Here is a 20,890-nt window from a genome sequence, read left to right as displayed (position 1 = left end):
TTTGCTTCTGCTAACGAGCTGTTTGCTTCACGGACGCCGTCCTGCCCTTGGCGACGGAGGCGACGACGATGGCTGCGGCCAACACGGCCCCCAGTGTGATCGACTCGGAGAGCAGGAGCCAGGAAGCCAGGATGGTAAGAAACGGCTGAAGGTACTGCGTCTGACCGACTCTCGCCACACCGCCGATGGCCAGTCCATGGTACCAGGCAAAAAAGCCGAGGAACTGGCTGACGACGCTGACGTAGCCGAAGCCTGCCCAAGCGGTCCAGGTGGCTTGCCGGAGCTGCTCGATGAGCGGTCCCGCGATCGGGATGACGAGAAAAGGGAAAGAGAAGACAAGCGACCAGCTGATCACCTGCCAGCCTCCCATCGTTCGGGAGAGCTGACCCCCTACCGCGTAGCCGATTGCTGCAGAGATGACAGCCGCCAACAACGCCAAATCCGCCCATTGCAGCGTGCCGAAGCCGCTGCCGACAGCGTAGCCGAGGATGGCGAGACAAGCTACGCCGCTGGATATCCAATAGAGCCGGGCGGGGCGTTCCCCTGCGAAAAAGGCGGCTGCGCCTGCCGTCGCCAATGGGAGCAGCGCAATGATGACCGCGCCGTGGGAGGCGGGTACACGGTTCATCGCCCAGGCCGAGAAAAAGGGAAACCCGGCGACCACACCCGCTGCGACGAGGATGAGCTGCTTGGTCTCTTTCCAGGTGGGAAATGGGACCCGCTTGAGCAGCAATACGGCGGCAGCCAGGATAGCAGCTACCAGGGCACGTCCCAATCCGGCCGTCATGGGAGTAAGGGCGGTAAGCACCGCTTTTGTCGCCGGAAGCGTAAGGCTGAAGCTGCAAACCCCCAGCAATCCGTAGAGCATTCCCGCACGCTCCCGATATACGGCCTCAGCCGCCTGCAATGGCCCGTTCGCTTGCCTTTTTTCCACCGATACTTCGACTTTCATCTGGATCCCTTCCTTCTTCTTTCGGGTCGTGGTTTTCCCCATCTTATTTCCGGGGGGAAAGAAAGTATAGAGCCAATTGGCAGGAGGATCAGTAGGCCAATTTGTCGAACGTCAGAGAATAAGACAGGTAGAAACGGAAGGTGATGAAGGTGGAATGGCAGCCGGACAAGCAGGGGAATACCCCCGTGTATCAGCAGATCGCCCAGTGGCTCGAGAGGCAAATCATCCAGGGAGATTTGCCGCCCGGGGCCTCCCTCCCTGCAGAGAGGGCGTTGGCCCAGCGTCTTGGGGTCAACAGGGGAACCGTGTCGGCCGCCTATGAAGAATTGCGGGCAGCCGGGCTTTTGCAGTCGTGGCAAGGCAGCGGAACATGGGTCAGCCGCCATTTGTGGGGCGTACAGCGGGTTCCGAATTGGCACAAGTACACGAACGGGGGCGCCTTTTTGCCGGCGTATCCGCTGGTCAAGCGCATTCAGGAGGCGTGCTTCGATCCGTCGATCGTCAATCTGGCCAAGGCCGAGCTGGCGACTCCCTTGATTCCGACATTCCAACCCCAGGAGCTGCAGGAGCTGCTCCAATCGCAATTGCAGCTCGGATACATCCATCCAAAAGGGGATCCGGGACTGCGCGAAGTTCTGTCCCGGCATTTGCGCGATCAGTACGGGATCGCAGCATCCCCGGAAGAGATCCTGGTCACGTCCGGAGCCCAACAGGCGCTGCACCTGATTTCTCTCTGCCTTCTCAGTCCGGGGGACGCCGTCGCGATGGAAGGCCCCTCCTATTCCTACTCGCTTCCGCTGTTCACTTCGGCTGGACTGCGGCTGTACCGTCTTTCCATGGACGAAGAGGGGATCGTACCCGGCGACATTCGCCGCCTTCACCAGGAGAACAAGCTGCGCATGGTGTTTGTCAACCCGACCTATCACAACCCCACCGGATTGGTCATGAGCGAAAGCCGCCGACGGGAGGTCCTGGACCTCTGCATGGAGCTGCGGATTCCGCTGGTGGAGGACGACGCGTACGGCGCTCTCGCCATGAAGGGAAGCCGAAAACCGCCTCAGCCGATCAAAGCCATGGATTCGAGCGGCGCGGTCCTGTACGTGAATAGCGTTTCCAAGACGATCGCTCCGGGCCTGCGCATCGGCTGGCTGGTCGGTCCTCGCTCCGTCGTGGAGCGATTGGCCGACGCCAAGCAGCAGATGGACTTCGGAACGAGCAGTGTCTCCCAGCAGCTGGCCAGACGCTTTCTGGAAAGCGACAGGTGGCGAGCGCAGATGGAGCGGCTGGCGACGTATCTCTGTACGCAGCGGGAAGCGATGCTGACGGCACTCGACCTGCATCTCTCCGATTGCGCCGAATGGAAAGTGCCCGAGGGAAGCTACCATGTGTGGTGCAGGCTGCGGGAGCCGGTGGGGGAGCGTCAACTGCTGGACGCGGCCATCCTCGAAGGGGTCGTGTTTACGCCCGGAAGCGTGTACGGAGCGGAAGAGGGGTGGATGCGCCTGACCTATTCGTGGGAGGCGCCGGATGCGATTGGGGACGGGATCCGTCGGCTGAAAAAGGCCCTTCTGGAGATCGGCGGCAGATAACCAGGAGCCATTCGGCTCATACTAGAGACGGCTGCAATCCAATCAGAAACAGGAGGTGATCCCATGGGATTTTCGCTCGTCATCGGATTCCTGGAGTCCCTGACATCGTACTATCTGGTGGTGCTGCTGCTCGTCACCGGCCTGATCCTGCGCTTTCGCTACTACGTCGCTTACCAGAACAGAAAGCTGGACCGCGATGCCGCTTTTGCCAAAGGAGGCAGCTATGTGATGCTGGCATTGTCAGCCGTGGTGCTGGCCGTTCACTTTGTCGTCATTTAAACTGGCCGATCCGCCTGATATAGGTCTGGACCTCTACTCGGACCTCGGCGTTCTGAAACAGGCGGTCCCAGTCTTTCTTATGGGCTTTCCAATACGCGTATCTGTGTCTGCGCAGTTCTTCGCCAAAACCGAAGATGTCCGTGCGATACTGCGTTTGCATTTTCCGGATCAACGCTTCTGTTTTCGCCTTGAGGCTCTTGTTCATCAACTGCTCCCTCGCCTTGATTTTCTCCCCGGTAGGCTTGTGCATCAATCCATCCTCGGCCAGATTTCCTTCGCCCCGAATAAAGACAGAAAAAACCGGTTTTCCGTCCCTGATCTCGGGATGGACCGTGGAGCGAACGGCTTTGACTTCCATCGTCGTATAGCCCGGCGTCTCCCCTGCCGGATTCTTCATAATGACCTCGTCTCCGGCGGAAAACGACCCATTGATCCAGCGGAGCGTTTTTACATCCTGATCCGTGAGCCAGCCGACCAGTTTCTCTCCCTTTACGATCGCCCCACCCGCCATTTTCACCTCGTTCGTATGCGTGGTAATCGACGGCAGGATGCTGTTGCTGCCGCTGTGGTAGTTGGAGGAAAACTGGCCGATGGACGTGGTGTTCGGCAAGCGCGCCGTTTTCGATTCGCCCTCCTCCGTCAGCTTGGCGATGTACTGTCCGGACACGGGCATCAGCTTCGGCTTGAGCTGCAGTGCCCGTTTGGCAGTGTCTTTGGCGATGACCAGCTTGATTTTTCGCCGGGATTCATGGTCTCGGTAAAACAGGTCCAGAGCGTGATCGATTCCTTCCCGCGCCAAGTCCTCGCCGATGATGATGACCTGTAGATGCTCGTAGTACGGCTGTCTGGCTACCCGGGTGGCCATCAAGCGGATGCATTCAAAAACGGATGGGCCTCTGGTGGTAGCGTTCCACACCGGCGATATATGGGGATTGCTGACTTTTCCGGACAAGGCCCGCGCTTCGGTGAATTGGGCTGTAAACTCGTAATAGTTTCGCTTTCCTTTATCCGGTTTCGCTTTGTCGATTGCGACGGCCATGACGAACAGCCGATCCTGTATCTCTACGCGATCCCAGCAGCCGGTCAGCAGTAGCGGCAGGAGCAGCGCAGGGAGAAGGCGGAAAAGGAGGGGGTTCACGTTCGTTGCCTCCTTTTTTTCCATTTGTAGACGAGGACGAGCATGACCGGCACGACGCCGACCAGACTGACCCCAAGCAAGCTCGCCCACTTGCTCCACTTGTCGACCTCCAGGACGTTGCGCGGGAGGACCGCGATCAAAAAAACGATCGGAGTGAAGAGCAGGGCGATCACTCGATGCTCCTCGAGCCGGAGCATTTGGGAAGCGATCAGAGAGGCACAGTAGTGAAACATGACAATCGTCGTGACCGCAAAGGGAATCCAGACCATCATCATGATCGAGTCGAGACGCTCGATGAAGGCGCCAGGCACCTCGATATTTTTGATGATGGCCAGCGTAGGAAACTCGACCAGCGTCACTTCGGTCCTGCCCAGGACGGCGATGCTCAACACTGTGACGATGACATACAAAAGCATGGTGGAGCCAATGGCAATCAGTGCCGCTCGCTGGGCATCCCGCGTCCGTTCCATGAAAGGCTGAATGAACAGCAGGATCTCAAAGCCCATAAAAGAAAAAAACGTCGTGGGCAGCGCACGTATCAGCGGCGTCAGCCCATCGCCGAGGATGGGAAGGATGCGGCCCATGTCGGTGTCGCGAATAGTTTGTGTCAGCACGAGCAGGAGAAGGATGACGGTAAGAGGCTGGATGAATTCGTTGAAGCGTCCGATCGCATTGATGCCGTGCAAAGCGAGATACGTGCTGACGCTGAGCATGCCGATGATAATGACTTCCACCGGAGTCTGATCCAGCAGGAACAGCTTGGTCACATCGGCGGAAATGCGCACCACGGTCCCGACAAACAGCAGAAAGTAGACCAGGAAAGCCAGCAGGACGATGGTCCCCGGAAATCGGCCGACCAGGAAGGGGGCGTACTGAATGATGCTCTGTTCCGGGAAGCGGTTCCCGAGATACGCCATGATGGAAACGGCGACCATAGCCAGAAACCCTGCTCCCAGGATGACGATCCAACTGTCGACGCCCGCTTTGGAGCCGACCGCTTCCGGCAAGGTCAGTATGCCTACGCCGACCATTGCCGCGAAGATTTGCACCGATATTTGCGAGCTCGTCAATCTGTCTTTGATCACGATTACCACCCCTTTTTGCGTTTTTGGGTGTTCATTCGTTTTCGGTCCAGTGGATGGAGAATTTCCGGCCGGTTTTCCAGGCCGGTGAGCGGCGCCCGGATGAGAAGGTCTTTCCAGTCGCGAAGGCGATAGGGCGCAATGGGGGCGAAGTAATTGATCCCGAATGATTTGAGGGAGACGAGATGCGCCAAAATCGCCAGCAAGCCCAGAATCATACCGAAAAGGCCGAGACTGCCGGACAAGAGCATCAGCGGAAAACGGAGCAGACGAATCGCGATCGCCCCGTTATAGGCAGGTACCAGAAAGGAAGAGATCGCCGTGATCGCAACGACGATGACGAGCACCGGACTGACGATGCCGGCCTCCACAGCCGACTGTCCGATTACGAGACCGCCGACGATGCCGATCGTTTGCCCCAGGACCTTGGGCAGCCGCAATCCCGCTTCGCGAAGCATCTCCAGCGTCGCTTCCATGAACAGGGCTTCCAGGAATGCGGGAAACGGCACTTCCGCTCTGCTCGCGGAAATGCTGAGCGCGAGCTGAGTCGGGATCATGCCGGGATGGTAGGACACGAGAGCGATATAGAGCGACGGCAGCATGAGCGCGATCAAGGCGCCGATCACCCGGATGGCGCGGATTGCAGAGCCGATGATCCACCGTTCGTAATAATCGTCAGGAGCTTGGAACAGCATGGAAAATGTCACGGGAACGATCAACGCAAAAGGGCTTCCGTCGACCAGGATGGCAATTCGGCCTTCAGACAGCGCCGCCAAAACATTGGGAGGACGCTCCGTGTACTGGACTTGCGGAAAAGGAGAGTACCAGCTGTCCTCGATCCATTGCTCGATGGTCCCGCTGTCGATGACCTGGTCTACGTCTACGGTAGACAGGCGCGTTTTGACCTCATCGAGGACGTTCGGATTGACGATTCCGTCGATGAACAGCAAGGCGACTTTGGTATTCGAACGCCTGCCGATGGCTTGGATATGGACGTTCAGCTCCGGATCGGGGTATCTGCGCCGGATCAGCGACAAGTTGGTGTTCAGCGACTCCACAAAGCTGTCCCGGGGGCCGCGCAGCGAGCTTTCGTTTTCCGACTCCTGGATGCTTCTTTGCTCCAGCTGCGTTCCGGCAGCAAAATAGGCTGCCTGATCGGACTTGCGGGAGATGACTACGCTGCCTTGAAGAATGGCCTGCGTCGCCTCGTCCAAATCGGCTATGGGAGCAAAAGGCAAGGCGGAATCCGCATGCTGCAGCTTTTCCAAAAGATGATTCTGAATGTATGTCGAATCGACCAGACTTTCCAGGTAATGAAGGGAATAGGCTTCTTTTTGGACGCCGACTGGGCTGCATTGATAGTCGGAGCTGCCGCGGAAACGAACGGCCAGTTCCGCACTCCAGTTCATGGCAATACCTCCTGATGCAGGAATATACGTATTGTTAAACAAGCGAACAGGATTATTCAAAAAGTTGCTCGGGGACCCGAAAAAAAACGGACATCCCGGGCGGTTGCAAAACGGAGAGAAAGGAGTATAATGAAGATATGTTTCGCTAGGTAAACATTTTTGCTCATAGCAAATCCTATATTTTTTTATCTGAAAGTTGCGCACGCGCAACAAAAATGGATGCAGCCACAAAAGGGTAGGTGGAAAACCATGCTGACGAAAACAAATACAAGTGAAGCGGTTCAGGAAAGCGGCAGTTGGAGAAACAAAGCTTCCCAACCGTCGCTCCCGGAAGTCCACCGGTCTATGAAGGTTCCGAAAAAGGGCTCCTGGATCCGCAAGTTTCTCGCTTTCGCAGGCCCTGGATACCTCGTCGCGGTAGGGTACATGGACCCCGGGAACTGGGCGACGGACATCGCTGGCGGATCGCTTTTCGGATACTCGCTCCTGTCGGTGATCATGCTGTCCAACCTGATGGCGATCCTGCTGCAGGCTTTGGCCGGAAAGCTCGGGATCGTCACCGGACGGGATCTGGCACAGGCTTGCCGGGACCACTACAGCAAGCCGGTAGCGATGGGCTTGTGGGTACTGTGCGAGCTGGCGATTGCCGCCTGCGACCTGGCAGAGGTGATCGGCGCGGCGATCGCGCTGAACCTGCTGTTCGGAATTCCTCTTTTGTACGGGGTACTGATCACGGCTCTCGACGTATTGGTGGTCCTGTTTCTGCAAAACAAGGGCTTCCGTTACATCGAGTCCATCGTCATCGCCCTGATCGTGACCATCGGGGCCTGCTTCGCCTTTGACATGGTCTTGTCCCAGCCGGATATGAAAGGCATTCTGCAAGGATTTGTCCCGACGGCGGAAATCGTCAAAAACCCGGAAATGCTCTATATCGCGATCGGGATCCTCGGCGCTACCGTCATGCCGCACAACCTGTACCTGCATTCGTCCGTCGTCCAGACGAGACAGTACGAACAGACGACACTGGGCAAGCGGGAAGCGATCAAATACGCGACGGCCGACTCGACCGTGGCCCTGATTTTCGCTCTCGGAATCAACGCCGCCATCCTGATCCTTGCCGCGTCGACGTTTCACCGCGCAGGTATGACCCAGGTCGCGGAGATCCAGGACGCGTACCACTTGCTGGCTCCGCTGCTTGGAACGACGGCGGGCAGCATCCTGTTCGGAGTCGCGCTCCTGGCAGCGGGGATGAACTCTACTTTGACTGGAACGCTGGCAGGGCAGATCGTGATGGAAGGGTTCCTGAACCTGCGCATCACGCCGTGGGTGAGAAGGCTGATCACGCGCTTGATCGCCATCGTTCCGGCCGTCATTGTCACGGCGCTGTACGGGGAAAGCGGAACCGCCGAACTGCTGATCCTCAGCCAGGTCATTCTGTCTCTGCAGCTGTCGTTTGCAGTCGTGCCGCTAGTGAAATTTACGAACGACAAAAAGAAAATGGGCGAATTCGTCAATGCTCCCTGGATGAAAGTGCTGTCCTGGATCGTAGCCGGGATCATCGTGGTGCTGAACGCTTACTTGCTCTATCAGACATTTTTCGGATGACGGCCTGAAAGTCAAATCCCCTTCGTGGAACCGGAGGGGATTTACTTATTTATGAAACTTTTCCCAAATCCAGACGTATGAAAAATAGATGCAAGTTTGGAAAGGAGTGACAGTCGTGGGTGTCCTGGAAACCATCTACGTAGTCTGCCTCGTATGCGGTGTCCTTTATGCGCTGGCTGCCCTGATTTTCGGTCATACCGGCTTGGACGGGGTGGGGCATGGACATGTCCATCTTCCACTGTTTCAGCCGATTCTGCTCGTCAGCGGGGTCACCGCATTTGGCGCGGCTGGCTACTTGCTCACTCGGTTCACCGCTTGGTCCCAGCCCGCTGTCTGCGGAGCGGCTGTTCTGATCGGGGTGGCTTTGGCGGTGGCTGCCTATTTTCTATGGGTAGAGCCGATGAGCAGGGCCGAGAATTCGACCGGGTACACGATGGACCAGCTCGGCGGGAAAGTAGGCGAGGTGAGCACGACGATCCCGGCGAACGGACTTGGCGAGGTGCTGGTGAAAATGGTCAGCGGAACGACCTTTCACATGGCGGCCAGTCTCGAGGGCGTCCCGATCAAGCAAGGATCCCGCGTCGTCGTGGTAGAGGTGAGGGACCACGTGCTGTACGTCACTTTGTTTCCGCAAGACGATTCAGAAAAAGAGGAGGAGTAATCGATGACGCTGGGACTCGATCCGGGCATCCTGACGACAGTGCTGATTGTCGTCGCGGTATTCGTCGTATTGGGGATTGCCTTCTGGGCCAGGTACAAAACGGTTGGGGCGGATGAAGCCATGATCGTGACAGGGAGCTACCTCGGCTCGAAAAACGTATTGAGTGACGAATCGGGCCGCAAGATGAAGATCGTACGCGGCGGTGGCGCATTTATTTTGCCAATCTTTCAACAGGCCAACTTCATCAGTCTGCTGTCCCACAAGCTTGACGTGTCGACGCCGGAAGTGTACACCGAACAGGGGGTACCAGTCATGGCGGACGGTGTGGCGATCATCAAGGTCGGGGGCTCGATCGAGGACATCGCCACGGCAGCGGAGCAGTTCATGGGCAAGACCGACGAAGCGCTAAAGGCCGAAGCGCAAGAGGTACTGGAAGGCTACCTGCGGGCTATTCTTGGCAGCATGACGGTCGAAGAAATCTACAAAAACCGCGAGCGCTTCGCCCAAGAGGTGCAGGCAGTCGCGACCAAGGACCTGAAAAAAATGGGGCTGTCCGTGGTCAGCTTCACGATCAAGGACGTGCGGGACAAAAACGGCTATCTTGCCGCTCTCGGTATTCCGCAGATCGCTGCCGTCAAACGCGATGCTACCATTTCCCAGGCGGATGCGGACAAAGAGGCGCGCATCCGGCAGGCCCAGGCTGAAGAGGAAGCGCGCAAGGCTGAGCTGCTGAAAGAGACAAACATCGCGGAGGCGGAAAAGGAAAAAGAACTGAAAGTAGCCGCCTTCAAGCAGGAGCAGGACAAGGCAAAAGCGAGCGCGGACCAAGCCTACAAGCTGCAGGAGGCAGTAGCCAAGCAGCAGGTGACGGAGGAAGAGATGAAGATCGACCTCGTCCGCAAGCAAAAGGAAATCGAGCTGGAGGAAAAGGAAATTCTTCGTCGCGAGCGGCAGTATGATGCCGAAGTGAAAAAGAAAGCGGATGCCGATCGCTACTCGGTCGAGCAGGCGGCGGAAGCGGAAAAGGCCAAGAAGCTGCGTGAGGCGGATGCCGTGAAATACCGAATCGAGGCGGAAGCAAAGGCGATGGCCGAGCAAAAGCGGCTGGAAGGTCTGGCGATCGCGGAAGCGGAAAAGGCTCGAGGAAGCGCGGAAGCAGAGGTTACCCGCCTGAAGATGGAGGCGGAAGCGGAAGGGAAGGAAAAACTGGCGGAAGCCTTCGAAAAATTCGGGCATGCGGCGGTACTCGACATCATCGCCAAGATGCTTCCGGAGCTGGCCGAAAAAATCGCCGAGCCGATGAAAGCGATCGACAAGGTGACGATCGTCGACGCGGGCGGAGGCCAGGGAGACGGCGTCAATCGGTTGAGTGGCAATGTCACCAAGCTGATGGCGCAGCTGCCTGAGATGCTGAAGGACGTGTCGGGCCTCGATATGAACAAAATGATTGCGGAGTTCATGCAGAAAGGCGGAGCGTCGACTCCGGCGGCGGGAGCGCCAGCCGGCGTGCAGTCCCAGGGAAAAATGGCGGCTGCAGACCTCGAAATTGCCGCAGCAGAGTCGTCCGACAAGTAATCCGACAAGGAATGCGAAAGCCCCCTCCACACGGGAAGGGGCTTCTTTTGCGTCAATCGTCCCCTTGGTCGCCTTGCCCTACTTTTTTCGTCTTTCCGTACAGCCGCATCATCTCTGAAACCGTCACAAACTGGTACCCGCGCTTTTTCAGCTCGGGAAGGATTTGCTGCAGGGCCTGTACCGTCTGCCTGCGGTTGCCGCCGTAGTCATGGAAGAGCACGATGTCGCCGTTGCGGGCGTTGTTCAGGACCTTGTTGACGATTTTGCGCACACCCGGATCGCTCCAGTCCCGCGTGTCCTGATGCCACGACCACATGACGACTTGATAGCCGGCCTTTTTGGCGACGTGAACGACAGCATCGCTGTAATACCCGCCCGGGGGACGGAAGAGCTGCGGGATTACCCCTGTAGTGGTGAAGATGGCTTCCTGTGTTTTCTCCATTTCCTGCAAAAGCCGGTCATCGGAAATGCGCCGGACATCCGGATGGCTGTACGTGTGATTGGCCAGCTCGTGCTGATCCTGCACCAGCTGGCGGGCAATATCGGGAAGGGCTTTGACGCGGGAGCCGACGACAAAAAAGGTCGCCTTCGCATCGTACTGCTTAAGAAGCGCGGCAATCTGGCGGGTGTATTCCTTATCGGGTCCGTCGTCAAAGGTCAGAGCCATGACCTTTGTATGGGTAGGCACCTCCCAGACGATTTCCCCCCGCGTTTCGTAATAATCCCGATCCCGCTGTATTTGGGCACGCGCGGATCCCGCCAGCAGCGGGCCGAGCAATGCCACGCCAATCAAGATGGACAAAGCCTGCTTTTTCATCTTTTTCACCTCGTGGCTATGGAAGGTTATGCTGCAGGACGAAAGTAACATGCGCCCCCTTACTATGCGCCAGGAGAGGGGCAAACTATCCGGCCGTGCGTCAAGCCTGCCGAAAAGAGGTGCCTGTACCGGTGTGTCCTTCTGAAAAAGACACTTGTGCTTTTAAGGAGGATACCTTAATCTAGTATCAGATTTGCCTGTAAAAAGATCGGTTGAAGAGATAGGCAGACGGAGGAGAAAACATGAAGGTTGCAAAATTCGGCGGTACTTCACTTGCGAATGCAGAACAAATAAAAAAAGTGTGCAAGATCGTACAGGCGGATCCGCAGCGACGCCTGATCGTCGTGTCCGCGCCCGGTAAGCGGTTCAAAGAGGATGAAAAAGTGACCGACCTGTTGATCGGCTATGCGGACCGCTATTTGCAAACAGGGGAGGGACCGAGCGAAAAACGAGCGATCTTCTCGCGCTATCGGGAGATCGTCCTTGGCCTGCAGCTGCCGGCTGAGGTCGGCGACCAGGTAGAAGCGGAGCTGGAAGCCGTGCTCTCCAACCAGCAGGGGCTGTCTGCCGAACGGTTCATGGATGCGGTCAAAGCGGCGGGGGAAGATACGTGCGCCAAGATCGTCGCCCACTACCTGCGCCATTTGGGTGAGGAAGCCCGCTACGTAAGCCCCCTCGAAGCAGGCCTGTTCGTCACCGACGAGGCAGGCAACGCCCATGTATTGCCGGAAGCCTACGAACAGCTGGCCACGCTTCGGGACTGGAGTGGAATCACGGTGTTTCCGGGATTTTTCGGCTATACAAAAGCGGGGGAGCTGGTGACGTTTTCGCGGGGCGGATCCGACATTACGGGCTCGATTCTGGCTGCAGCCGTCAAGGCCGATGTGTATGAAAACTTTACGGACGTCGACTCGGTGTACGTGGTCAATCCGAATTTGATCAAAAATCCGGTTGAAGTGAAGGAAATCACTTACCGCGAGATGCGGGAGCTGTCGTACTCGGGATTCGGAGTATTTCACGAAGAGGCGCTGATCCCCGCCTATCAGGCCGACATCCCCGTCTGCATCAAAAATACCAACAATCCGTCCGCGCCCGGCACGATGATCGTCAGCGAACCACCCGCATCCACGAAGCGCGTGTCCGGCATCGCCAGCGACAGCGGATTTTGCAGCATTTACGTCAGCAAGTATTTGATGAACAAGGAGATCGGCTTTGGCCGCAAGCTGCTGCAGATTCTGGAAGAGGAAGGCCTCTCGTACGAGCATACGCCATCCGGAATCGACAATATTTCCGTCATTCTGCGGGAGCGCGACTTGACACAGGACAAGGAACAGCGCATCGTCGAGCGGATTCGGCGGGAGCTCGCGGTCGACGATGTCGCTGTGACGCACGGCCTCGCGCTGGTCATGATCGTGGGGGAAGGCATGAGACAGTCGGTGGGAACCACGGCACGGGCTGCAACCGCCCTGGCAGCGGCGAAAATCAATCTGGAGATGATCAACCAAGGCTCGTCCGAGGTCAGCATGATGTTCGGAGTCAAGGCGGAAGAGGCCGAGCGAGCCGTCATCGCCCTGTATCAGGAGTTTTTTGGTTGCGAGGAAGAGCTGTCCGCCCAGGCGGCTCAGGTAGCGTCGACTACCGTATAGGATCTCGCTTCGAATGCTCCATTCTGCCACTGATATACGCGCCACTGCGGCTGACTGGATGCCAGGCTGACGATCCAGTAGCTGAGCGATGGATAATGCCACTCGTCGCTGTCGCGTCTGGACGGAATCGGGGGAGAGCTCGGGTGCGAATGCAGCACGCCGAGCCACTGGAGATCGCTTTCGCGGATGGTGGTCAACGCCTTCAGGAAGGCGGCGCCGTCCCACGTAAAAGTGTGCAAGGATTTCCCGGCTGAAGACATGGGAATGTGGCCGGTAATGATCGTCCCCCGTCCCGTCAGCAAAGCGGAATACTCGTACGGAAACGCCTCTTGGGCTTCTGCCAGGAGGCGTTTGTGCACTTTTCGGGCCAAGCATAATTTGTTATCCTTAAACGCAAAGGGTTCGCCCAACCAGCGTGGATTCATGGGGAGTCCTCCGTTTTCTTTATTCATAATGAGCCTGGAGGTTTCAGGACGATGAGCACGATCCAGATAGGAGTATGCGGCTGGGGAGACCAACACGAGCTGTACAAGCAAGGGGTCAAAAACCGCGACAAGCTTTCCGTCTACGCGAGCCACTTTCCGATTGTGGAGGTAGACAGCTCCTTTTACGCCATTTTACCACAACGCAATTATGAAGCATGGGTCCGGGATACGCCGGATCGTTTTGGCTTTATCGTCAAAGCCTATCAGGCGATGACCGGACACCAGCGGGGAGACGCCCACGCGGATCGAAGAGCGCTGTTTCGTCAGTTTGCCGAGAGCATACAGCCGCTCGTCGAAGCGGGCAAGCTCAAGACGCTGCTCTTTCAATACCCGCCGTGGTTTGCATGCACGAGGGAAAACGTCCAGTACGTCCAGGCGTGCAGGCAGGCTTTGTCCGGGTACCCATTTGCGGTAGAGTTTCGGCACCGCAGCTGGTTTGACGATAAATACCGGGAGCGCACGCTGGACTTTTTGCGCCAGCTGGAAGCGACACATGTCGTGTGCGACGAGCCGCAGGTAGGCGACGGCTGCGTGCCGATCGTCACGGCCGTAGCCCAGACGACGCTCTCCCTCGTCCGATTTCACGGGCGCAACCGCGCTGGCTGGAGAGATCCGGGCGAAGGTCAGAACTGGCGGGATGTACGTTACTTGTACCGCTACTCCGAGGAGGAGCTGGCCGAGTGGGTCCCGCGAATCAGACAGATCGCCAAGGAGGCGGATGAAGTGTGTATTTTGTTCAACAATAACTCTGGGGGCGATGCCGCTGCAAATGCGAAGCAATTTTCGGACATGCTCGGCGTGCGCCCCAGCGGATTGAATCCGCAGCAGATGGAATTGTTTTGAACGCGCAAAGCGGCCTCGCCTTCCTATGGCATGCCGCGATCGATGGAGAAAGAAGGTCTTGTTATGCTCGCAGCAATCGCTGTTTTGTTCCTGTTGATCGGTGTGGCAGCGGGGGTAATCGGCAGCATCGCCGGTTTGGGCGGGGGCATTTTTTTCGTCCCGGCGCTTCTGTTTTTTGCCAACGCCTACGAGCCAGGCTCCATGACGCCGCAGGTCGCGGCCGCCACATCGCTGATCGTCATCGGTGTGACGGCGCTGTCATCGTCGATTTCGTACTTGAAGCAGAAGAAGGTCGACGTGCAAAGCGCCATGCTGTTTTTTATCGGCAGTGCCCCAGGTGCTATTGTGGGTGTCTACCTAAATAAATTACTACCATTAAGTGGTTTTACGCTGCTGTTCGGTCTATTTCAGCTGCTGATGTTCGTGGTGATGATGGTCAAGGATAAACTGGCGCCGAAGAATATCCAATGGCCCATCAAACGCCATTTTGTCGACCATGAGGGGAACGAATACGAATACGGCTACAGCAGATGGAGTGCGATCCTGATCGCGTTTTTCGTCGGGATTACCTCCTCGCTGTTCGGCGTGGGAGGCGGAGTGCTGATGGTGCCGGCGATGATGGTGCTGTTCCGTTTTCCTCCTCACATCGCCACAGCGACATCGATGGTCATTATTTTTTGCTCTGCGGTGATCGGCTCGGTGACCAACGTCTGGCACGGCAATGTCGACTGGCTGTACGCGGCCATGCTGGCGCCAGGGGCATGGGCGGGCGGAAAGCTCGGCGCGATTGTGGCCAGCAAGATGAAGGGGCGGACGATCGTACTCGTCTTGCGCGTGCTCATATTGGGCATCGCGCTCCAAATGATCGGGGAATCCATTCTCGGGTAAGCGCGGATAGAGAGGGAGGGGAGAGTCGTGACGGACACCTGTACCTTGCACATGCTGCACACGAATGATTTGCACAGCCACTTTGCGACGATGCCGCAGATTGCGACGTGCCTTCGCCGGCATCGGGAGAAGTGGGAAGGGATGGGCGAGCATGTGCTGACAGTTGACATTGGCGATCATGTAGACCGCATGGACATCAAATCCGAAGCGAGCTACGGGAAAGTCAATGTCGAGGTGATGAACAAGAGCGGCTATGAGTATGTGACGATCGGCAACAACGAGGGTGTCACGCTCTCCAAGGACAGACTGGACAGCCTGTACGAAAAGGCTGCCTTCACGGTAATCGCGGGCAATTTGCGGGAGCCGCAATCCGGCGAAACGCCGAAATGGGCAGTACCGTATGCCATCCATATATGGCAGGATCTGCGAGTGGCGCTGCTGGGCGTCACGATACCTTTTACACCGTCCTACAACAGCATGGGCTGGGACATCCGCGAGCCGCTGTCCCTCATCCGCGAGCAGGTCGCCGTTTTGCGCGATCAGGTGGATGTCATCGTCCTCTTGTCCCACCTGGGGTACCAGTCCGACTGCCGTCTGGCTGCCGAAATAGAGGGACTGGATGTCATCCTCGGAGCACATACGCACCATACCTTGCCAAACGGGGAGCGGGTCGGACAAACGCTGATCGCCCAGACCGGAAAATTCGGGCAACATGTCGGCCACGTACGCCTTGTCTGGGATCGCTCAGCCAGGCGGGTGGCGGATGTTCGCGCAGAGCTGTTTGCGACCGCGGATTTTCCGCCGGACGAAGAGCTGGCCGCGTTTTTGCAGGAGCAGCAGCAAGCCGCCAAGGACGCGCTGCTGCGTCCCGTCGGCCGTCTGGCGTGCGACCTTCAGGCGGATTGGACGCAGGAGACGCCGTTCGGCTCGTTTCTCGCGGCAAGCATACGGAGCTGGACCGGGGCCCAGATCGGTTTGGCCAATGGCGGTTTGCTTCTGTCTGACCTGCGCCAGGGGGAGGTGTCGTTCGCCGATTTGCTGAACAGCCTGCCTCACCCGATCACCGCATGCGCGGTCACCCTGACGGGAGAGCAGCTGATGCGGGTCCTCGAGCAGGCGATCCAGCCGGAGACGGTTAGGCGAGAGCTCAGAGGCTGCGGCTTTCGCGGAAAGATCGAGGGCTGGATGGGCGTGGATGGACTGCATATCCGCTACGTCGACGGGGAAAGTCCCCGCATCGTCCAGATCGAGGTGAATGAACGGCCGCTGGATTTGAAGCAGGAATACCGGGTCGGGACCGTCGATATGTTCATGTACAACCGGCTCTTCCCCGACCTGCTGAAAGGGAGCCGCATCCAGTTTTTCCTTCCGCAGATGCTGAGGGAAGTGGTGGCCAAAACGGTGAGCGATCAGGCGCTTGTAAAGCGTTCCTTTTCTCCTAGATGGGAAAGGGTGACTCCATCCTGAATGAGGGAATGTTGGGCATGCTAACGGGGAGGGGGGAGCGAACGATGCGGTTTATCGACGAACTGTACGAATTGTACAAAGGCCATTTCAACGGTGCGGAAGAGGACATCACCGCGATTGTCGTCGGCATCCTGGAAGAGCATTCGCGAGAGGACCTGCTCGATCTGATCGATGAGATGGACGGAGAAGAGCTGTTCCACATGCTGGCGACTTATATGATCGAGGTCATGAAGCGCAAGGTAGCGATGGAGGAGGAACGCTCTCCCTCGGCCCTGGTACACTGACCTTGCGCAAACACACATTTCTTTTCCATGTCATAGGATGGTAACGCCAAGACTGGAAAGAAAAAGGAGGGTTCGCGAATGGTCGAGGTAGTGCCTGTTCATTTTCCGGAAGGTACGGCGATCGCGGTGACAGTCCGCCTTCCGAAGACAACTCTGCTCGCTGTGACGACAGACAACGGCTATATCATGTGCGGGGCCTTGGATGTAGGCCTCTTGAATGAACGGCTCGCCAGCCGGGAGATTTTGGCGGGGCGAGCCGTTGGGGTGAAGACGATTCAGGAGCTGTTGGATGCGCCGCTGGAATCGGTGACCACAACGGCGGAAAAGCACGGGATTACGGCCGGGATGCTCGGACGGGATGCCGTTGTCAAAATGCTGTAAGTTTTCCCAGGGATACGCAAGCAAAAAACGCCTTTGTCGATTGCGGCAAAGGCGTTTTGCAGTTTGAACACGGCAAAAAAATAACCATGTAGAATCACGTCGAATCACGCTATAATAAGGGTACCCTGAGGAAAGGCGAATGTTGGAAATGAGACTGAAATCCATTCAAAAATGCCAGCCCGGCGACACGCTGGCACGTTCCATTTTTTCGGAAAACGGAACGGTTCTCGTTGGGGCAGGTGTAGAGCTGACCCAGCGAATGATTGAAAGGCTGAAAAACAAAAATATCTCCAGTCTGTACATTCAGGATAAACGGACAGACGATATCATGGTGGAGAACGTCATTTCCGAGAGTACGCGCAGAGCGGCGATGTCTATCATCCACGAGGCTTTTCGCTCAGTCAATGACTTTCCGCAAAAGTGGCAGCAGATTTTTTCGGACAAGGCTTTCGGACGCAGGCTGTCCCAGGTGATGGCTGCCGTAGCCGACGAGCTTGGCGCTTCCCGTTCCGCGATGAATTTGCTGGCGGACGCATGCGCTTTTGACAATTACATCTTCACGCATTCTTTCAACGTGGCATTGTACAGCACCGCCCTCGCCATCAAAACCGGCTGTTCGGATAAAGATGTGCTGGAGATCAGCATCGGCGGCATGCTGCATGACATAGGCAAGATTCACATTCCCGATACCATCCTGAAAAAGCCGGGCAGTTTGACGGCGGAAGAATACGAATTGATGAAAAAGCATACCGAAATCGGATTCGAAATGCTGCGCCGTCAAGACGATATCCCGCTGCTTGCCGCCCATTGCGCCTTTCAGCACCACGAGCGTTGGGACGGCTCCGGCTATCCCCGCCAGTTGAAAAAGGAAGAAATCCATCCGTTCGGGCGTCTGATGGCCGTCGCGGATGTGTTTGACGCCTTGACGTCCCGACGGGTGTACCGGCCAGGGATGCTCCCGCATGAGGCGATGGAGATTCTGTTCTCCGGCTCGGACAGGCTGTTCGACCAGAAGTATGTAGAGGCTTTGCGGGATACCATCGCGCTTTATCCGATCGGACTGAGCGTCACGCTGAATACCGGTGCGGCAGGGGTTATCGTGGATTCGAACAAGGGGATGCCCAGCCGTCCGATCATCCGCATTCTCGTGGATGAAGACGGACAGGAATTGGCTCAGCCATACGAGTGCGACTTGTCCAAAAAGCTGTCGCTCATGATCACCTCCTGCGACGACCTTGTCTGATCGCACGTCCTGTGACGCTACAGCCATTCTTTCTTTTTGAAGATGACGTACATCGTCACTCCGATCATCGCCATGACCCCCAGCACGATGTAATAGCCGTAGCGGCTGTGCAGCTCCGGCATGTTTTCAAAGTTCATTCCGTAAATGCCGGTCACGATGGTCAGCGGCATGAAGATGGTCGTCAGCGCTGTAAAGACACGCATGATGTCGTTGGCCCGTCCAGCGAGGGAGGACTGGTACGCTTCCCGCAAGTTCGCGATGAGCTCGCGAAACGTCTCAAAGCTTTCCACGACTTTCGCGGAGTCCTCCCAAATATCTCCGAAGTACTTCTGCATGGACGGATGGATCAAGGGAAGCTCCTTTCGATGCAGGGCTTCGATCAGGTCACGCTGCGGCAGCAGCATCTTGCGGGCATACAAAATTTCGCTGCGCAGCCCGATGATCTGGCCCAGCTGGGACTTGCGCGTATTCATCAGGATCTGCTCTTCCAGGTCTTCGATCAAGTCTTCGATTTTCTCGATCACATCGAAGTAGCGGTCCACGATCTGATCGACCAGATGATACAGGAACTCATCGGGGCGGTTTACCTCCTTTTCGCGCAGGATGGGGAACATCGCCGCGAATTCAGGTGCTTCCTGCTTCGTGACGGTGATGATCGTATGGCTGCCGATGAACACATTGATCTCCCGCAAAAAAATGTCCTGGTCGTGAAAAGCGATTCCGTTGATGACCAGAAAGTAGTGGTCGTTGTATATTTGCAGCTTGGGGCGCTGCTCCTCCTCGTCGATGCAGTCCTCGACGGCCAGATGGTGCAAGCCGAACAAGGGCTGCAGCACATCGAGGTCGAACGGAGTAGCATCGATCCAGAAAAATCCATTGTTGGGAGCCGAAGCGGCTTCCTCCACGTCGTCAATCTCTGTGATCAATCCGTTTTGGATCAAGCGAATCTTCATCATTGTCGATTCTCCTGCAGGTAGATTGGTTGTCTTTCATGCGCGGCCATATGCGGGCGAGAATCAGCTCATAGGCACTTCGAAGCGCCTGGCGGCTGGGAGGCTGCTTTGCCACCGGCTTTTGGTCTGGCGTGTCCATTCGCAGGTCACCCCTTCCGTTGCTCTCCTCTCATACGTATGACCGTCAGCTCGTCTATTTGAATAGAGAGCCGGACGGGACATAGTGTCCCTCATTTTCCGAAAAACATCTAGTTGATTTTACCATACAGACCAAGAAGAGGTCTGCGTGCAAAGGTACCCGATCCCGTCCGCTATTGACAGAAGAATAGCAAGCAGTTGAAAATAATGGAAAGGTAAGCGCTTTCAGATCATTTCGAATCAGGTGGAGGGGAAATGAATGATGCGGACACGCAATGTAGTGTGGGAGCCTTCGCAAGAACAGCGCGAAACCAGCAATCTTTGGCGCTTCATGGAGCAGGAGCGGATCGCTGATTACGAGACGCTGCTGCGCCGATCGGAAGAAGACGTAAGCTGGTTCTGGGATGCGTTCATCCGTTTTGCCAACATCGAGTTTGCCAAGCCATACAGCGCCGTGGTGGACGTCTCCGGCGGGCTGCCGTGGCCGCAGTGGTTCGTTGGGGGAAAGATCAACCTCGTTCATAATTTCCTGGACAAATGGGCGCAAAGCGAGGCGGCGGCCGATCGTCCGGCGCTGCTCTGGGAGGGCGAGGCGGGAGAAGAGGTGCGGTTTACGTTCCGACAGCTGCAAGCGCAGGCGAATCGTTTCGCGAACGTCCTCGGCAGTCTCGGCGTAGCGCGGGGAGATCGCGTCGCTATCTACATGCCGATGATTGCGGAGACCGTCATCGCCCTCTACGGCATATACAAGGCAGGTGCGGTCGCGGTACCCCTTTTTTCCGGGTTCGGACCGGAGGCGGTGGCCGTGCGGCTGCGGGATGTGGAAGCCAGGGCGGTCGTGACGGCTGACGGATTTTACCGCGGGGGACAGCAGGTACTGCTGAAGCATGTGCTGGACAAAGCGCTGGAGACCTCGCCCTCGGTGCAGAGCGTCGTCGTCGCGGCACGTCTGGGAGGGAAGGCGGTGCTTGCGCCTGGACGCGACTGGCACTGGAATGAGGTCATGGAGGCGGCTTCGGATCAGTACGAGACGGTAGAGACAGATGCGGAGGAGCCCTGCATGGTCAGCTATTCGTCCGGGACGACGGGCAGCCCCAAAGGGATCGTTCATGTGCACGGCGGGATTGCGGTGAAGACGGCCGAGGTAGGGATGTTCGTGTACGATACGCATCCCGACGATCTGTTTACGATGGTCACCGACTTCGGCTGGATGATGGGACAGCTGCCGCTCTTCTCCGCGCACAGCGTCGCGGCACCATTCCTGATTTACGAAGGCAGCCCGATGTTCCCTCACCCAGGCCGGTTGTACGAGATCATCGACAAGTACAAGGTGTCGGTATTCGGTGCACCGGCGACGGCGCTGCGGATGCTGAAAACGTACGGAGAATCCGCGCGGAAGGCTGCCGACCTCTCCTCGCTCCGCATTTTGGGGCACACGGGTTAGCCGATCGACGA

The 20,890-nt window shown here is 57.2% G+C and carries 20 protein-coding genes; 13 read left to right on the top strand and 7 right to left on the bottom strand.

The window, feature by feature from the left end; translation table 11 throughout:
- Nucleotides 1-10: 10 nt before the first annotated feature.
- The gene (locus RGB73_RS25590) at nt 11-868 is read right to left on the bottom strand and encodes a DMT family transporter (protein WP_396136237.1); all 858 of its coding nucleotides are present in this window, start codon (nt 866-868) and stop codon (nt 11-13) included.
- Nucleotides 869-1,095: 227 nt separating this feature from the next.
- Here RGB73_RS25590 and RGB73_RS25585 point away from each other — a divergent pair, with 227 nt between their 5' ends.
- Entirely contained in the window at nt 1,096-2,541 is a 1,446-nt protein-coding gene (locus tag RGB73_RS25585; protein WP_310774548.1) for an aminotransferase-like domain-containing protein, read from the top strand.
- Nucleotides 2,542-2,604: 63 nt separating this feature from the next.
- On the top strand, nt 2,605-2,820 hold the full coding sequence (locus tag RGB73_RS25580) for a CLC_0170 family protein (protein ID WP_310765850.1): 216 nt from the start codon (nt 2,605-2,607) through the stop codon (nt 2,818-2,820).
- On the opposite strand, the gene RGB73_RS25575 is transcribed toward RGB73_RS25580, so the two are convergent.
- From RGB73_RS25575 to RGB73_RS25565, 3 genes are read right to left on the bottom strand one after another with little or no spacing between them, the layout of a single operon-like run.
- Complete coding sequence (locus tag RGB73_RS25575; RefSeq protein WP_310765849.1) at nt 2,813-3,958, bottom strand: Ger(x)C family spore germination protein; 1,146 nt, start codon at nt 3,956-3,958, stop codon at nt 2,813-2,815. The genes RGB73_RS25580 and RGB73_RS25575 overlap by 8 nt on opposite strands.
- A complete protein-coding gene (locus RGB73_RS25570) occupies nt 3,955-5,043 on the bottom strand; it encodes a GerAB/ArcD/ProY family transporter (RefSeq protein WP_310765847.1) in 1,089 nt (362 codons plus the stop codon). The genes RGB73_RS25575 and RGB73_RS25570 overlap by 4 nt, the downstream gene beginning before the upstream one ends.
- A 2-nt stretch (nt 5,044-5,045) precedes the next feature.
- Nucleotides 5,046-6,449 carry a spore germination protein gene (locus tag RGB73_RS25565; RefSeq protein WP_310765845.1) on the bottom strand — a complete coding sequence of 468 codons (1,404 nt, stop codon included), beginning with the start codon at nt 6,447-6,449 and terminating at the stop codon, nt 5,046-5,048.
- A gap of 249 nt (nt 6,450-6,698) precedes the next feature.
- Between RGB73_RS25565 and RGB73_RS25560 the strand changes: the two genes are divergently transcribed.
- The 3 genes from RGB73_RS25560 to RGB73_RS25550 all read left to right on the top strand — a co-directional run bounded on the left by RGB73_RS25560 (nt 6,699) and on the right by RGB73_RS25550 (nt 10,290).
- A complete protein-coding gene (locus tag RGB73_RS25560) occupies nt 6,699-8,054 on the top strand; it encodes an Nramp family divalent metal transporter (protein ID WP_310765843.1) in 1,356 nt (451 codons plus the stop codon).
- 115 nt (nt 8,055-8,169) lie between these two features.
- Nucleotides 8,170-8,715 (top strand): NfeD family membrane protein, encoded by a 546-nt coding sequence (locus RGB73_RS25555; RefSeq protein WP_310765841.1) that lies wholly within the window; start codon nt 8,170-8,172, stop codon nt 8,713-8,715.
- 3 nt (nt 8,716-8,718) lie between these two features.
- Nucleotides 8,719-10,290 (top strand): flotillin lipid rafts scaffold protein FloT, encoded by a 1,572-nt coding sequence (locus RGB73_RS25550; RefSeq protein ID WP_310765839.1) that lies wholly within the window; start codon nt 8,719-8,721, stop codon nt 10,288-10,290.
- Between the two features lie 52 nt (nt 10,291-10,342).
- Here RGB73_RS25550 and RGB73_RS25545 read toward each other — a convergent pair whose 3' ends face one another.
- The gene (locus tag RGB73_RS25545) at nt 10,343-11,107 is read right to left on the bottom strand and encodes a polysaccharide deacetylase family protein (protein ID WP_310765837.1); all 765 of its coding nucleotides are present in this window, start codon (nt 11,105-11,107) and stop codon (nt 10,343-10,345) included.
- 242 nt (nt 11,108-11,349) lie between these two features.
- Between RGB73_RS25545 and RGB73_RS25540 the strand changes: the two genes are divergently transcribed.
- Nucleotides 11,350-12,753, top strand: coding sequence for an aspartate kinase (locus RGB73_RS25540; protein WP_310765835.1), 1,404 nt, complete (start codon nt 11,350-11,352; stop codon nt 12,751-12,753).
- Here RGB73_RS25540 and RGB73_RS25535 read toward each other — a convergent pair.
- Complete coding sequence (locus RGB73_RS25535) at nt 12,729-13,178, bottom strand: Mov34/MPN/PAD-1 family protein (RefSeq protein ID WP_310765833.1); 450 nt, start codon at nt 13,176-13,178, stop codon at nt 12,729-12,731. The genes RGB73_RS25540 and RGB73_RS25535 overlap by 25 nt on opposite strands.
- Before the next feature lie 51 nt (nt 13,179-13,229).
- Here RGB73_RS25535 and RGB73_RS25530 point away from each other — a divergent pair, with 51 nt between their 5' ends.
- The 6 genes from RGB73_RS25530 to RGB73_RS25505 all read left to right on the top strand — a co-directional run bounded on the left by RGB73_RS25530 (nt 13,230) and on the right by RGB73_RS25505 (nt 18,344).
- The gene (locus RGB73_RS25530) at nt 13,230-14,081 is read left to right on the top strand and encodes a DUF72 domain-containing protein (RefSeq protein WP_310765831.1); all 852 of its coding nucleotides are present in this window, start codon (nt 13,230-13,232) and stop codon (nt 14,079-14,081) included.
- A gap of 63 nt (nt 14,082-14,144) precedes the next feature.
- Nucleotides 14,145-14,969 carry a sulfite exporter TauE/SafE family protein gene (locus RGB73_RS25525; RefSeq protein ID WP_310765829.1) on the top strand — a complete coding sequence of 275 codons (825 nt, stop codon included), beginning with the start codon at nt 14,145-14,147 and terminating at the stop codon, nt 14,967-14,969.
- Nucleotides 14,970-14,996: 27 nt separating this feature from the next.
- A complete protein-coding gene (locus tag RGB73_RS25520; protein WP_310765827.1) occupies nt 14,997-16,436 on the top strand; it encodes a bifunctional metallophosphatase/5'-nucleotidase in 1,440 nt (479 codons plus the stop codon).
- Between the two features lie 44 nt (nt 16,437-16,480).
- Nucleotides 16,481-16,720, top strand: a complete 240-nt coding sequence (locus RGB73_RS25515; RefSeq protein WP_310765825.1) for a DUF6154 family protein — start codon at nt 16,481-16,483, stop codon at nt 16,718-16,720.
- Nucleotides 16,721-16,798: 78 nt separating this feature from the next.
- Nucleotides 16,799-17,101, top strand: a complete 303-nt coding sequence (locus tag RGB73_RS25510) for a YunC family protein (protein WP_310765822.1) — start codon at nt 16,799-16,801, stop codon at nt 17,099-17,101.
- 148 nt (nt 17,102-17,249) lie between these two features.
- Nucleotides 17,250-18,344, top strand: a complete 1,095-nt coding sequence (locus tag RGB73_RS25505) for an HD-GYP domain-containing protein (protein WP_310774546.1) — start codon at nt 17,250-17,252, stop codon at nt 18,342-18,344.
- Nucleotides 18,345-18,361: 17 nt separating this feature from the next.
- On the opposite strand, the gene corA is transcribed toward RGB73_RS25505, so the two are convergent.
- Entirely contained in the window at nt 18,362-19,297 is a 936-nt protein-coding gene (gene corA, locus RGB73_RS25500) for a magnesium/cobalt transporter CorA (RefSeq protein WP_310774545.1), read from the bottom strand.
- A gap of 397 nt (nt 19,298-19,694) precedes the next feature.
- Between corA and RGB73_RS25495 the strand changes: the two genes are divergently transcribed.
- Complete coding sequence (locus tag RGB73_RS25495; protein WP_396136143.1) at nt 19,695-20,879, top strand: AMP-binding protein; 1,185 nt, start codon at nt 19,695-19,697, stop codon at nt 20,877-20,879.
- The last annotated feature ends 11 nt before the right edge of the window (nt 20,880-20,890 follow it).

Origin of the sequence: Brevibacillus brevis (genome assembly GCF_031583145.1) — a bacterium.
GTDB lineage: Bacteria > Bacillota > Bacilli > Brevibacillales > Brevibacillaceae > Brevibacillus > Brevibacillus brevis_E.
Note: the sequence above shows the minus strand (reverse complement) of the source record. Positions and strands in the feature narration are given on the sequence as shown.